The 14984-nt window shown below is 50.9% G+C and carries 6 protein-coding genes, 1 tRNA gene and 2 pseudogenes; 3 read left to right on the top strand and 6 right to left on the bottom strand.

Translation table 11 applies throughout. The features are described 5' to 3' along the window. Nucleotides 1–3: 3 nt before the first annotated feature. From XBJ1_RS20735 to XBJ1_RS08425, 3 genes and pseudogenes are all read right to left on the bottom strand, one after another. Nucleotides 4–699 (bottom strand): annotated as a pseudogene (locus XBJ1_RS20735) (IS1 family transposase). 94 nt (nucleotides 700–793) lie between these two features. Then, nucleotides 794–1488, bottom strand: a protein-coding gene (locus XBJ1_RS20730) for an IS1 family transposase (protein WP_143827612.1) whose coding sequence is annotated in 2 segments (ribosomal slippage) — nucleotides 794–1233 and nucleotides 1233–1488 — 696 coding nt in all. Because the reading frame shifts where the segments join, the coding sequence is not laid out codon by codon here. A gap of 182 nt (nucleotides 1489–1670) precedes the next feature. Beyond that, a tRNA-Arg gene (locus tag XBJ1_RS08425) sits at nucleotides 1671–1745 on the bottom strand. Between the two features lie 255 nt (nucleotides 1746–2000). Here XBJ1_RS08425 and XBJ1_RS08420 point away from each other — a divergent pair. Next, nucleotides 2001–2432, top strand: a pseudogene (locus tag XBJ1_RS08420) (transposase); the annotation flags it as partial. A 170-nt stretch (nucleotides 2433–2602) separates the two neighbouring features. Then, the gene (locus XBJ1_RS08415) at nucleotides 2603–3253 is read left to right on the top strand and encodes an IS110 family transposase (RefSeq protein WP_198408073.1); all 651 of its coding nucleotides are present in this window, start codon (nucleotides 2603–2605) and stop codon (nucleotides 3251–3253) included. Between the two features lie 10 nt (nucleotides 3254–3263). Here the strand turns inward: XBJ1_RS08415 and XBJ1_RS08410 are convergent, their stop codons facing one another. After that, nucleotides 3264–11255, bottom strand: a complete 7992-nt coding sequence (locus XBJ1_RS08410) for a hemagglutinin repeat-containing protein (RefSeq protein WP_049778814.1) — start codon at nucleotides 11253–11255, stop codon at nucleotides 3264–3266. A 167-nt stretch (nucleotides 11256–11422) separates the two neighbouring features. Between XBJ1_RS08410 and XBJ1_RS08405 the strand changes: the two genes are divergently transcribed. Next, complete coding sequence (locus tag XBJ1_RS08405) at nucleotides 11423–12544, top strand: ISAs1 family transposase (RefSeq protein WP_012988454.1); 1122 nt, start codon at nucleotides 11423–11425, stop codon at nucleotides 12542–12544. Here XBJ1_RS08405 and XBJ1_RS08400 read toward each other — a convergent pair. Both XBJ1_RS08400 and XBJ1_RS08395 read right to left on the bottom strand, forming a co-directional pair. After that, nucleotides 12509–14437, bottom strand: coding sequence for a filamentous hemagglutinin N-terminal domain-containing protein (locus XBJ1_RS08400; RefSeq protein WP_049778813.1), 1929 nt, complete (start codon nucleotides 14435–14437; stop codon nucleotides 12509–12511). The genes XBJ1_RS08405 and XBJ1_RS08400 overlap by 36 nt on opposite strands. Further along, the gene (locus XBJ1_RS08395; protein ID WP_012988453.1) at nucleotides 14434–14973 is read right to left on the bottom strand and encodes a toxin-activating lysine-acyltransferase; all 540 of its coding nucleotides are present in this window, start codon (nucleotides 14971–14973) and stop codon (nucleotides 14434–14436) included. The genes XBJ1_RS08400 and XBJ1_RS08395 overlap by 4 nt, the downstream gene beginning before the upstream one ends. Between the last annotated feature and the right edge of the window lie 11 nt (nucleotides 14974–14984).

The raw sequence follows: 14984 nt of genomic DNA, 5'->3' as shown, positions 1-14984 counted from the left end.
GTATTAAAAATAATGTTCACGTTCAATAAAGGTTCCTATCACTTTATCGTGCATTTCTTCCGATTTTGAATACCCAATGGTTTTTCTATTCAGCCTTTTGATTCGGGTACGATGCGTTAAATTCGTTCTCTCTATACGCTGAGTAAACGCCTTTCCAGTCAAGTGCTCTTCCTCGGGAAGTGGGTCGTAAACAACATAGTCATCCGTGCAGTAAAACCGAATAGTAAAGGAAGATAAGAGGGTAAGCAGCTTGTCTAACGTTTTTCGACTGCGATCGCCAAAAACATGAGCCACTATTCGCTTCAGGCGGGGTTCCCAAGCATACCAAAGCCAGCGTTGGTTTTTCTTATTGCCGACAAACGACCATTGCTCGTCGATTTCACAGACAATCTGGATGCCACATTCCGCAAGGGGAAGTGTCGTTACGTTTCGGAGTCTGAGGTTTTTAATGTTTTCATGACGGTGGCGGTGGCGACTTTCAGGATCCGAGCGGTGTCACGAATTCCCCCGTTTATTCATCGCGATATCGACAATCTGTTCTTTAACGCCGGGTTTGCAGGCCTGATAGGTATACGCCAACTGAAAGACCTTACAGCAGCTATAACAGCGATAACGAGGATGTCCGCCATTTCCTTTCCCATGTCCTTTGACCTGTTCTGATTTGTGGCAATAACGGCAATAGACATCAACTTTGGCCATACTTCATCCTTAAAAAGCCGGAAGCATATCACAGCAACTAACCATTTAATACATGACCAAAGTAGGGTCATGTATTAAATGATTAGATTAGGTATTAAAAATAATGTTCACGTTCAATAAAGGTTCCTATCACTTTATCGTGCATTTCTTCCGATTTTGAATACCCAATGGTTTTTCTATTCAGCCTTTTGATTCGGGTACGATGCGTTAAATTCGTTCTCTCTATACGCTGAGTAAACGCCTTTCCAGTCAAGTGCTCTTCCTCGGGAAGTGGGTCATAAACAACATAGTCATCCGTGCAGTAAAACCGAATAGTAAAGGAAGATAAGAGGGTAAGCAGCTTGTCTAACGTTTTTCGACTGCGATCGCCAAAAACATGAGCCACTATTCGCTTCAGGCGGGGTTCCCAAGCATACCAAAGCCAGCGTTGGTTTTTCTTATTGCCGACAAACGACCATTGCTCGTCGATTTCACAGACAATCTGGATGCCACATTCCGCAAGGGGAAGTGTCGTTACGTTTCGGGGTCTGAGGTTTTTAATGTTTTCATGACGGTGGCGGTGGCGACTTTCAGGATCCGAGCGGTGTCACGAATTCCCCCGTTATTCATCGCGATATCGACAATCTGTTCTTTAACGCCGGGTTTGCAGGCCTGATAGGTATACGCCAACTGAAAGACCTTACAGCAGCTATAACAGCGATAACGAGGATGTCCGCCATTTCCTTTCCCATGTCCTTTGACCTGTTCTGATTTGTGGCAATAACGGCAATAGACATCAACTTTGGCCATACTTCATCCTTAAAAAGCCGGAAGCATATCACAGCAACTAACCATTTAATACATGACCCTACCCCCGATAATACCCCCGCAATGGGGTTTATTCCAGTTTAGTTCGATTTAGGTGGGTTTAGTATGATTGCTTGATATTCTGGGGTTTTAAGTGTGGTTGTTTAGGTAGGTTTAGTCATGTATGGCGTCCCCTGCAGGAATCGAACCTACAACTAGCCCTTAGGAGGGGCTCGTTATATCCATTTAACTAAGGGGACTTTTTACTATTCTGTTTCAGTTTGTTTCGAACTGTTTGTATCTTATCTCTTTCTGCCTGTTTTAATCAAGTTTTTTGCCTTTATTTGTTTCGTTTTGTCCCTGTTCGTTTTTGGTTGTAGCTGACTCGTTCACTTGCCATTGTGTACAAATTGAGTACATAATTCACCTGAATTCTGGATAAAAAATTGAACTAAGTGCCTGTTCCAAGATCAGAATTTTCGACCAAGAAAAAAACGATCTAATAAGGAACGGGCATGGATAAATTAGTTGAACTTTTTTGCGATGTCGACGATTTTTGTCGTATTTTCATTCCTCAGTGGGAACAACAGTGTATCGAGAACGGACACAGACAACGCCGCCGTCATGGGCGCATGAGTGTCAGTGAGATCATGACCATTCTGATTTTTTTTCATATGTCAAATCACCGTAGTTTTAAAACATTTTATTTGGGACTCATTTGGCAATACCACCGCAACGATTTTCCGGTTTTACTCAGTTACACCCGTTTTATCGGGATGGCTGCCTCTGTTTTAGTTCCTCTTTGTAGCTATTTGACCCATCTAAAAGGAAAACCCACAGGACTCGCTTTTATCGATTCTACTCATCTCCGTGTTTGCCATAATATTCGTATTCCATGCCATAAAGTTTTTGACGGGGTAGCGAAACGGGGGAAAAGTACGATGGGTTTACGATGGGTTGATGTGATGGACGCCCCCTTTTTCAGTGGAAAATAGTGCCATCTTTTATCCGATGCACTGAATTTCGGGAGAACATCTTATGAGTACGATCAAAGTGGTGGGTATTGACCTCGCTAAAAATGTCTTTCAAGTTTGTGTCTGGATGGAAGACGGTTCTGTTGCTTCGAACCGAAAAATTTCTTGATACCCTACGGACTTTCCCACCTGAAACCCTCATCGCTATGGAAGCCTGTGCCACTTCTCATTTTTGGGGACGGACGTTGCAGTCTATGGGCTATCATGTCCGAATTGTTCCCACCCAGCATGTAAAAGCTTTCAGCCATCATCAAAAAAACGATGCCAATAATGCGTTGGCTATCGGTGAAACGGCCTGCCGGCCCGGTCTCCATTTTGTTCCCATCAAAACCGTAGAACAGCAAGATATCAAAGCACTGCGCCGTGCCCGTCAGCTCATGGTGGAACAGCGTACTGCTATTGCTAATCAAATCAGGGCCTTTCTCGCTGAGCAGGGAATCATTGTGCCTGTGGGGATTCAAAAACTCCAACAGCACCTCCCTGATATTCTGGAAGAAGGTGATAATGCTCTGTCTTGTGTGCTGCGTCGTTTATTGCATACGCTGTGGGAAGATCTGCAGAATTTGAACGTCAGCATTCATGAAATGGATAACGAAATTACGGCACTTTCCCGCCAGCAAGCAGGGTATGGGCACTTGCTGACTATTCCCGGTGTTGGTCCCCTGATTGCGGCGGCTTTCGTGAGTGACGTCAACGCATCCCAATTTACTAATGGCCGGCAGTTGTCAGCCTAGTATGGTGTGACTACTGCTGCCTTTCCCGATCCGCCCAGGCATTCTTCGCCTCCGAGCCACCCGCATACGGGAAGCCTTTGTTCGGAATAAGCGGCGAGTCCCCTTCTTTCAACAACAACGTAACCAACTGCACCGCCATTTCAGCGCCGTACAGTTGGGTTGTTTCATAGGCATACTGCTGCAATTCCCGCTGGAATAGCTGTTGCTGCTCTGGCGTCAGGGACGCGGGATTTTTCCGGTACTGGTTCAGCAGGTCATCGTTAACTTGGTCACGGGCCTCAAGTGCCAGCAATTCACGCAACTGTTTCTCAGTGTATTTATTCTCACCCAGCGCTTCCCGGTTTTTCTCCAGTGCGTCGCGTGAGATATCCCCCAAGAAGTTATTCTCCACCGCGTTCTTCGCGGTCTGCGCACCGGCAACACCACCTGCCATTGAATCCGTCGCCAGCCCTGCCGCTATCCCTCCTGCCAGTGTAGACAGGTTACTGACTTTTTCCTTCTCATCCGGTGACAATTCACTCAGATTTTTGGCTGGGTAAAGCGCACTGGCTATCGCCGAAGCCGCCATAGCAGAGCCCCCTTTCATCTCAGCAATCACGCCACCCAAAATCGCATGGGCCACCAGATTGGTCGCTTTTTCTTCTGCTGTCAGTTGCCCATACTTTTTATTGCCGTAGGTCAGCACTTTCACTGCATTGGCCAGATAAGGCGCGGCACCGCTGGCAATAGCCGCTTTGATGTCACCGCCAGCGAGCCCCTGAAGCGCTGTGACTACTGCGGTAACCGCCTGACGTTGGCTGCCGCCAATCGCCGCCCCCTGTTTAGTCAGCGCCGTGTCATAGGCGATTTTATACGCCCGGTCGGCAATGTCCGCTTCGGTAACCGGACGGCTATCATTTTTACGTTCAGCTTCCGCTTTCAACTGAGCTTCGGCCTGCTGTTTCAGCGCCTGCTGCTCTTGCCGGTCTTTCAGTTTTTCGGTGGCTTTCTTCGTCGCAGTGATAGCCTCCTGCGTATTGTAGATATCCAACACCTGGGTGCCGATATTGGCAATCGCCTGCGCCAGCCGTTGCTGCTCTTTTTCCTTATCGAAAATCGGATTCAAACCATTGGCGGCGTTATCGGTATCACGGCTCAGGTCTGAAACAGCCTGTTTTTGCTTATCCGCATCACGCACAATAATCGTACCGTCACCCACAGCCGCATGAGTCGTTGACGATTGACTGTCACTCTTGTGGGTGCCGGCCAGCATATTGGAGGCCATATTGGTGCCCATCTGGCTCCCCATTGATCCGCCGGTACTGATGCCCACACTCTGGTGTTCAGTCTGGTATTCTGCCTTGTTCTCAATATCACTGAAGCCGAGTGTGCCTGTTTCCAGACGGTTCTTGTCTTTGTCGGCGGTACTGGCAATCACCGCGCCATCCAGTTGGGTATGTTCGCCCACCTTGACATCAAACCCGCCTTTACCGGCAAAAATGCCCGTCTGCTCGTTGACCGAGTCAAACTGACTGTGCATTTTGTCACGGCCGGCATTGACGCTGGCTGAACCACTCATGGAACCATAGGTGAAGCTGGCCCCCGCGCTGATGTTTTCCTGTTTACTGTCGTAGCTATCCTTGTCCTGCTCACTTTGCAGATGCAGATTGCGGCCGATGTTTGCCGTGACGCTTTCGCCACTGACCTGCGCGCCTTTAAGCAGGGTGTCCTGCCCCGATTTGATGTTCACCTGATTACCGGCATCAATCAGGGTTTCGCTGTGGGTGACACCATCGCCTTTTTCATGGCCTTTGCCCGCATTGACACTGGCCGAGAATTTAATCCCGTAGCCGCCCTGACCCACCGTCAGCCCCACACCCACGCTGCCGCCCTTGCTGCTGTTTTCACCCCGCGTCGTCTGGGTATTTTCCGCTGACGTCAGCACAACATCCCGTTTCGCGTCCAGTTCAACATCGCGCCCGGCTTTCAGGCCACTGCCCTCAATCCGGATATCCCCGCGGCTGTCCGTCACATTATCTCCGGTCGCTGTGATACGAATATCCCGTCCGGCGTTCAGGCTGCTGCCCTGCGATTCGCTGGCGTCATGGCGGGTTTCGGATTTCGCGGACTGACTGCCATAGGAAAGCTGAATACCGATGGTGTCATTCGGTTTTTTCGCATCGCCCCCGGCCTGATTGATGGCGTCAGCTTTGGCGGAATTCGCCTCGCTGAGCTGGTACGCCTGATAACCCTGCGCCCCGGACAGCACCGCCTGCGTGCCTTTCAGCGCCTGCAACCGGCTGTCGCCGGTCGTTTCTTTGGCTTCATTCGCGGTCTTCACCGCCGTGTCAATCGCACTGCCCACCGCGCCGGACAGCCCCAGCGTAAAGCCCGACTGTTTCTGTTCAGTTTTACTCAGGTAGGTATGGCTGTTTTTCGCCGCCGTAATGGCAACGTCTTTTGCCTCAATGTCGATATCTTTTCCGGCCATCACATCACTGCCGTGCAAGATAGCCTGATTTTTGGCCGTCAGGGTGACGTTTCCCCCACTGCTGCCCACCGTGCTGCCTTTATACCGCACCTCATCGCTGTCATTGGACTGTTTAAACTCCGCCGCCCCCACGGTAAAACCTATCCCCCCCGTGCCCATCAGCCCCGATTGTTTTTCTTCTTTACGGTGAGTCTCGTGATGGGTTTCCCTGGCCGTGGTGGCGGTCAGGTTGTCACCGGCACTCATCGTGATATCGTGCGTCCCCACGACGTTGCTGCCCGCTACGGTGATGTCTTTTCCGGCCTGAACATTGACGGTATCGCCACTCAGGGTACTGCTCAGTGCCTGCTTATGGTCAAACTGATACTGAGTTATCGTGGTTTTTGATGATACCAGACTGTTGCTGCCCTCCACCCGGTGATATTCATCATGGCTCTGCTGTTGCTCATCGGCCAGAATATTGACATCACGCCCGGCACTGACTTGCAGTGCACTGCCCGCCGTCACCTCAGCCGCTTTCGCGTTGACATCACGCCCTGCGGCTACCTGAATTTGTCCGGCACTATTGACCCCCGAACCCACGCCCCCCGACTGGCTGCGGGTAATACGGTGGTCATCGCCGATTGCCGTATGTTCATAACGGGCTGTTTTGACCGAACCGAGCTGAATATTCCGCCCCGCCGCCAACCGGATGTCGCTGTTTTTCCCCTGCGTAGCGAGTTGCGCCGCTGACAGGCTGATGTCGTTACCTGCCTGAAGGTGTAGTTTGCCATCAGCACCTTGCACATAAATACCCGCCACGTTATCTACATAGGTGGAGCTGAAACGGCCATTGCCTGCCTGATTTTCGCCAGAACGCGTGGTACTGGCGATATCAATGTTGTTGCCCGCCTGAATAGCCAGGAAATCTTTCGCCCTGACCGTGCCGCCGCGCTGGACCATATCGGTTCGCGCCTGTAAGGACAATGTATCCCCTTGCAAATGGCTGCCCTGATTACGGATATTGTCAGCCAGCACATGAATATCCTGTCCGACAACCCGGCCTTGATTGAGTAAATCCCCCGTCAATTGCAGATTAACCTGGCTGCCACTTAACAACGCACCACTGCCATCCAGCGATCCGGCCTGAGTGCGCACATAGACCTGGGGGACCAGTACGGTTTGTTGACGGCCATCCGGTAACGTGACCGGAATATTGACCAACCACACCATGTCTTCAGTGAGCGTCGACATCTGTTCCGCACTGAGTGCGATCCCCGGAGCCAAATCAAAGGCTTTCCGGGCACGCAGGCCTGCATTCATCAGTGACTTAAACTGCTCTTCATCATTCTGGTGTCCCGGCAGATAGCGTTTGCCCGTCAGGTTGATAATCTGCTCACGTATCAGGCGTTGTTCATAGAAACCGCCACCCAAACGTTTATGCATGTTATTATGATCACTCAGCATCGACTGCTGCATATAATCCGTACCCAGCCATTTTTTAAGCTGGGTAAACTGCGGGTCGGTTTCAATCAACACGCTATTGTCGGGGGCCGGAGGGTGATTATCCGGGGGCGACTTGAGTAGATCATTACCCTGTACCGGATACGGTTTTAACTGACTGTTTGCTGGGTGTGGCTTTATTTCCGCAGGCAGGTTCAATTTAAACAGACTGTTGTCCGGCAAACGGTAATTCGGCACTTCCGTGCGGATCACCGACGGTTTTTCACCGATTGCCGCAGGCTGCTGGCTCACGACCTCTAGGCGCTGCCCCGGCCTCTGGGCAATTTCGGGGATGCTGGCTTCACTACTGGCAAAACCGGCATCAATTTGACCGTTGTTCACCGGCGTAATTTGTATGTCAGCGCCCTGATAGGCACCAGGGCGCTGACCCTTCAGCACGACACGGTTCTGCTGTGCCTGTACGGTACTGGGTTTCAGGGTAATCGCCTGAATTTCCGTAGGGGGTTCATATTTGTCTGAATCCCAACCCTGATCATCACTGCCTTTTTTATTGATACGCCAGAAATACTCGATATGCCCCTTATCGGTAGTCTGCCGTTCACCCTGTACATCCGTATTATTGATTTGCCCGCCCGTCACCGTCAGTAATCCTCCCGCTACCACCTGACTTTTATCGTTCGTCAGCACCGTGGTATCAACGGTTAGGTTTTTCCCTGCCAGAATTTTTGCCGGATCAGTCGTTTTTACACGGGATTCCTCTGTCGTTCTCGTGTATTTATAAATCTGAAATTCATCCTCACACCCTATATTATCAATACAGGCGTGATCAACCTCATCATTGTCGATAGTGATCTTGTGATTTTTGACATTATAACGTTGCCCCCAAACCTGATATTCCTCAACGGATTCCTGCGAGATTGGCCGGAGTTCAGTCTCAAAATGGTCGTTGAGGTTATTGATGTTCGCCATCGCCAGCCTCATATCGCCCGTGGCTTCAATACTGGCACTGTGGTTGTTGAGGGTTTTCCCTTGGCCGCTGGCGTGTCGCTGGCTGTCGAGCTGCCCACCAATAGATAAATCACCGTCACTGTAGATCAGGCTGTGGGTTTTGTTATTGAGTTCATCTGTGCCGATATCAAGACGATTACGGGCAGCAATCACAGCAGATTTATTATTTTCAGCCAGATTATCCAGACTGACCGCCTCAATCGCGATATGATCACCGTAAATGCGGCCGGTTCCCTGATTGGTCAAATGGGCGGCTTTCAGGTAGGTTTGTGCACCATCTAACAACCCGGTGTTGTTGAGGTTGTCCTTAATGGTCCATTGATGATGATTAGCCAGAATCTTCCCGGTCACCTCGTTGGTCAGATTGGCTGCACGGCCTTCCAGAGTGCCTGCACTGATCAGGCTGTTATTGATGATGTCACCCCGGCTATCCAGCACCAGACGGCCATTGGCAATCGTTTCACCGGTATGGGTAAAGTCCTTAAGCAGGGTCAGCGTCATATCGCCCAGCGAACGCAGCTTACCGTCCCCCGTCAGTGAGTCCGCTTCCATCCCCAGCGCTTGCCCGGTTTTGATATCCCCCCCGGTATTCGTGACCGCCAGTGTTTGACCCTGTGCTGTCAATTTCTGGTTGGCCTGTAACAGCCCCTGCGTGTTGTCGAGTCTTGAAGACAGCGTCAAATCCGCATTTTCAGTGGCGGTCAGTTGCCCCTGCCTGTTGTGCAGTGTCTCCGCCGTAACCACGATATTTCTGCCGTCAATGCCTTTATCCTGTTGTCGGGTCGCCTGGTTGCTGAGGTGCTGCGCGTTTAAACGGAGATCACCCCCACTGCGTATCAATCCCGCCTTGTTATCAATATGATTTTTGACCTTCGCCTGAAAATCACCCAGCGCCAGCATCCGGCCCTGTTCATTCGAGAGGTCATCCGCCTCAATAACCAGTCCGTTTTCACTCAGGATCTTGCCCTGATGCCGGTTATCCAGATGTTTGGCCGTTAATGTCACGGCGGACTTGCCATGCAGTGTGCCGTTCTGGTTGAGCAGATCGCCGCTGCGAACGTCCAGCGCATCCTGACTGTCAATCACGCCACCGGTGTTATTGAGTGTCTGCCCTTGCGTATCAACCCATAAAGCCTGATGGGATTGAATACGGCCGGATTGGTTACTGAGTCCCAGACCGACCAGCGTGAGCATGGTGTGTGCCGCCAGTAACCCCTGTTGGTTATTCACGCCGGCGGCATTAACCTGAATATGCAGACTGTCCGCCGAGATAATCACCCCGTTTTCGTTATTCAGGGTGCCCGTCTCCAGTTCCAGTGCCTGCTTACTGGTTATACCTTGCTTGTCGCGATTCTGGCGGTTACTCAAGGCTGTCGTTTTGAGTGTCAGCTTGCCGCCACTTTGCAGCAAACCCTGATCGTTGTTCAGATCGGCCACGGTGAGGCGCGTTCCCTTTCCGCCCAGTATCTGGCCTTGTTGGTTGGCAACATTTTTCCCGGTGACAGAGAGGCTTTCGCGGCTTTCAATATGACCGGACTGGTTATTCAGATAGCCAGTATTCAGGTGCATCGCGCCCTGACTGAACAAGCCCCCTTGCAGGCCACTGTCCCGGTTATCCAGCTGATTGCCGTGGGTATTGAGGGTCAGATCCTGTCCGCTGCGTACCGACCCCTGCCGGTTCAGTAATTCGCCGGTACGCAGGATCATATTGCGCTCAGCCACAATCAGCCCTGCGGTATTATTCAGCCCTTGTTGATGCGTGTTGATATCCACCGTATCCGCACTCATGTGACCTTTTTCGTTGTTGATACTTTGTGTGTTCAGTTGCAGATGGTGCTGTCCGGCGATTTTGCCCGAGAGATTGTCCAGTTGCCCGGTTGTCAGGGTAATATCCCCGCCAGAAGACGTTATCTTCCCCTGCCGGTTATCTATCGCTGAGGCCGAAACGACCAGACTTTTCGAGGCCAGTAATTGCCCGGCCTGATTGTTCAGCGGATTTTTCACGGTCACCTGAAGATGACCGTCTTCAGCGGCAATGATTTTACCCGGCTGGTTATTCAGTTCGGCTTTATCCAAAACCCCTTTGTTCTGTTGATCTTTATCGTTATTAAGCTGGTTTTCCGTCAGCGTATTGTTATTCAGTCTGTCAGCCGTGATTTCCACCGTGCCGTTGGCAGCAATGGTGCCACTGCCGTTATCCAGCTCTTGCTGGACATCGAGCGTCAGTGAACGTTTTCCGTGCTGGGTCATGTCACCCAAGCGATGGTCAAGTGACTGGATATGCGCCGTGATCTGCTGTGCGGATGTCCGGCTCTTAACCAAATGATAATTCCCTCCCGTCAGCTTAAGTTCACCGTCAGAGATCAGGCGACTTTTCTTACCCTGAAACTGTTGCGTATCAATGGACATCACCCCCGTTCCGGCATGGGTCAATACGCCTTTTTCACTCGTGAGAGTACTGGCCCTGAGCATCAAATCCTGCCCGCTGGACGCAATCACCCCTTCGGTGTTGTCAATGCCGGCGTGATGATCAAGTACCAACGATAACTGTCCGGTTTGGGTGATCTTACCCTGATTATTCTTCAGCTTTCGGCTGGTGAGGGACAGCGTTTCCGCCTCCAATTCACCGCGTTGGTTATCAATCAGTTCGGGTGCAGATAACGTCAGATTTTGGCGGGCACGGACTTTCGCGTCCTGTAAGTTTAATTGCGTACCGGACGTCAGTTGCAGGTTACCGGCGGCCGTTTGGCTGCCCTGAAGGGCGATATTTTTTGCGTCGACAGATAAATTGTCATGGGCCAGATTCTGACCATACAGTTGTGCTGCTTCACGGGCTTTCAGTGTCAGATTGCCGTTTTGGGTCAGTTTGCCGTATTTATCAACGCCTGCGGACAGGACACTGTCTGTCCCGCTGTGCAACGAGGCACTTTGGCTGTCAAGATGACGCCCGGCCAATATCCGGCCTTGGTTGTCAAAGTGATCACGGGTTTTGATCGTGACGTCCTGACCTACGGTGATATCCCCTTGGTTGGTTAAATCCCCCTGATTTTGGAGGATTACATCATCCGAAGCGGTGATCACCCCCCGGTTGGTGAGCTTACCGTTACTGCGGATAGCCAGACTACCCGATTGAATCAGTTTGCCTTGACTGTCAACCCCTGCCGCCAGTATTCCCAGGGCAATCGCATCTAAAATTCATTGACAATGGTTTAATTTCATGTCGTTATGCAGCTTTTAAATCCATCCTTATGTCCTCTGTCAGCCCTTTGTTACCGCATTTTGCCTCACTTGAAGATCCCCGAGTTCAACGAACTCAGTTGCATAGTTTGGAAAATATCCTGACTATCGCCATCTGCGCTGTGATTTGTGGCGCTGAAGGTTGGGTCGAAATTGAAGAGTTTGGCGAATCTAAACAGGATTTCTTTACCCAACTGCTTGATCTCACTAATGGCATCCCCTCTCACGATACCTTTGGTCGTGTCTTTGCTGCACTTGATGCGCAGGCTTTTGCCGACTGTTTCACCTCCTGGATATCTACGCTGGCACAAGGAGTTGATCAGGATATCATCGCTATTGATGGCAAAACCATGCGCCGGTCACTCGATAAAGCCAACGGCAAGGCGGCAATCCATCTGGTCAGCGCCTTTGCCTGTACCAATCGCTTAGTTCTGGGACAAGTGAAAGTGGAGAGTAAATCCAATGAAATCACCGCTATTCCTGAGTTACTTCGACGATTGGTTTTGTCTGGAAGTCTGGTGACTATCGATGCCATGGGATGCCAGAAAGCGATTGCTCATCAATTACATGAAGCGGGCGCGGATTACGTACTGAGCCTGAAAGAAAATCATCCCGGCCTGTATAATGATGTCAGCCATTATTTCGATTATGTCTCATCCCAACCGGAGCGCCTGAGCGAATATGAAGACGTGGATGCCGGACATGGCCGCATTGAGCGACGCACAGTACAAATGACCCATGTTGATTGGTTGCCGGAAAAGGCGTGCTGGTGTGGTTTACACAGCATAATACGGGTGATCCGCGAACGCTATGTAGGAAATGAAGTGAGCCGGGAGAGCTGTTATTTTATCAGCACCTTACGTCCGACAGAGGCTCAACGGGCAGCGACAGCGATCCGCAGTCACTGGCAAATAGAAACGCAACTCCATTGGTGTCTGGATATTGCTTTTAATGAAGATCAGCAGCGGATGCGGGAAGGCAATGCAGCCGCCAATATGGCATTACTCAATAAAATCGCGTTGAATTTACTGCGCTTAGCTCCCACCAAAGCGGGAATTAAAGCACGCCGTAAACGGGCTGGTTGGGATGGTGAATATCTACTTACAGTACTGGGCAAAGCGCATCAAATTTAGATGCGATTGCCTTGCCAGTATTCCCTTTTGTTGGTTTTCCAATGAGGCACTGTGGATATCAAGTTGACGTCCGGCCAGCATCTGTCCCTGATTGTCGAGATGATTACGGTTTTCTATTGAAATATCCTGCCCCGCCGTAATATCTCCCTGGTTGACTAAATTGCCCTGAACTAAATTATCATGAGTCGGGAGTGTGATATTGCCTGTCGCGGTGATAACCCCCCGATTAATCAGGTGACCATCACTACGGAGCACCACATTGCCCGGCGGAGTCAATTTATCATGACGGCCAATGCCTGCTGCCAGCACCCCATTTTTCTGGTTGTTTAACGAGGCACTTGTGATGTCAAGATTCCGTCCTGCTGATATTTTCCCTTGATTAGTGAGATGATCACGTGCCTTTATCGTGACGTCACGACCTGAAGTAATCTCCCCAACGTTATCTAACTCCCCCTGATTCTGAAGAAAGACATCCACTGAAGCATTTATCGTACCGCTGTTGTCGAGTTTACCCTCACTGTGGAGCGTCAGATTGCCATGTTTATTGCTCCCTGCCAGTATTTGTCCCTGATTGGCCAAACCGCTCTTATTCTGGATAATCATATTATCCGAAGCCGCCATCATCCCTTGATTAGCCAGTGCGCCACGACTGTGGATCGTCAAGTTACCCTGTTGAGTCAGTTTACCGTCTTTGTCAACGCCTGCGGCTAATACGCCCTTTTCCTTGTTCTCTAATGAGGCACTTTGGATATCGAGGTGCCGTCCTGCCAGCATCCGCCCTTGATTTTCAAGGGCATCACGGGTTTGAATTTTTATACTCTGACCCGCTTTAATATCCCCCTGATTAGTTAGCGTCCCCTGATTCTGGATAGCCACCTCTGCGGAAGTCGTCATCATACCGCTATTAGTCAGATTGCCCTGTGTATCGAGCGTCAGGTTACCGGCCTGTGCACCCAGCTGCCCGGCATTACGGACACCCACTCCCTGCTCGGTGCCGACCAGCTTAATTTTATTGGCATACATTCCGCCAACCGCCGCCACATCAAGGCTGAATTCCCGTTTTTCAGTATCCTTGGCGTGAACTTTTTCCACGTTACCTTGTGCATCGACGCGGTTACGGCCGGTTGTTACAGTCAAATCCTGCGCGTGCAATTTGGCATTGATATTGACGGCACGGGCAATCAGGCGGGTATAATCACTCGTGGTATCATTCAGGCCCTTACCGTCAACGGTCAGGGTACCGTCACCCACTTCAAATCCTTTCAGACGGCCGTTTTCCAATATTGTCTGACCGGCGGCCAGTGTCGTTTGACTGGCATTGATAAAACCACACCCGTTACAGGTAATTCCCGCCGGGTTGGCAATAATCACATCCGCCCGTTTTCCCGCCACTTCAATAAAGCCGTTCAGTTGGCTGGGATCACGGCTGTTGACTTCATTTAAAATAATGTTGGCTTCCCCCTGAGCCAGCCAGGGGTTAGCCGTAATCAGACCACCCAGATCAGTCCGGGTATTCACGCCACTGTTATTAAGGATCGCGCCCCGCTGCTCCACATCAAACTGACTGTACTGGTTGCGGGAAACACCATCACTGTTCGGTGTCTGAATATTGACTTGAGGAACACCATTGGCCGCAGAAATCACGGTCGGCTGTTGCGTACCGGGGGCGTTATTATCCGCCACAATGCCTGCCTGCGCCGTTTGGCTGACCAGTCCCAATGCCAGTGAGATCCCCCAGACCAGCGGTATCAATGAAACGTTGGCAGTCTGCGATGAACATGAATGCATTCCACGACGCGCCTGCCCCGGCGTGTGACTGCGGGCCAGGTCGGAAACCACCATCAGCATCTGGCGGGTTTTATTGAAAATCACTCGGTAACAATGTTTGTTCATCGCGAAAAACCTCTTTCGGGTAAGGACTGTGTGAGGGGATGGGTGTTCCACCAGTGCGCGGCCTGCTCGCGGCTGACGCCTTTCCCTCTAAAACGGATAACCTGCGCGCCCCGCTGAGTCCCTTTGTGATACAGGGCACGATAACAGTGATGTAAAAATAGTTCTTGCCTGACCAGACTGCTCATTTCCCGGCTATGGCCAAACGGGGCAATCCAGTCCAGTATCCAGAGCCGATCACCGCCGTGTAGCTGCGGATCTCTGTTGTGCTCATGTCGTTTCGTGAGATAACGTAATTCGGTTTCTTCGGTAAACAGCGCCCAGCTCAGGTAGAAAATCGGCTGGCCGTGATGACTCACCAGGACATACTGACCCGCCTTAATCATCGGCAGCAAAAGCGTAGATAACGCAATCAGCGGTGCATTCCGGTGCAGGGGGGAATGCATCCACAACCAAGTAGCTGCACCCAGCATCTCGGTTTCATTCTCTTCACTGCCTAAAATCAGGGGGGCACGCACGTCGTATTGACCTATCAACATGATTTGACTCC

The sequence above is a fragment of the Xenorhabdus bovienii SS-2004 genome, from assembly GCF_000027225.1.
In the GTDB taxonomy this organism is placed as follows: Bacteria; Pseudomonadota; Gammaproteobacteria; order Enterobacterales; family Enterobacteriaceae; genus Xenorhabdus; species Xenorhabdus bovienii_C.
The sequence above is the reverse complement of the archived record's forward strand: the minus strand, read 5'-3'. Positions and strand labels throughout refer to the sequence as shown.

Excerpts from the sequence above, each read along its gene's own strand:
- XBJ1_RS08405 (WP_012988454.1), top strand. The coding sequence starts at position 11,423 with ATGTCCTCTGTCAGCCCTTTGTTACCGCATTTTGCCTCACTTGAAGAT.
- XBJ1_RS08400 (WP_049778813.1), bottom strand. The coding sequence starts at position 14,437 with ATGAACAAACATTGTTACCGAGTGATTTTCAATAAAACCCGCCAGATG.
- XBJ1_RS08395 (WP_012988453.1), bottom strand. The coding sequence starts at position 14,973 with ATGTTGATAGGTCAATACGACGTGCGTGCCCCCCTGATTTTAGGCAGT.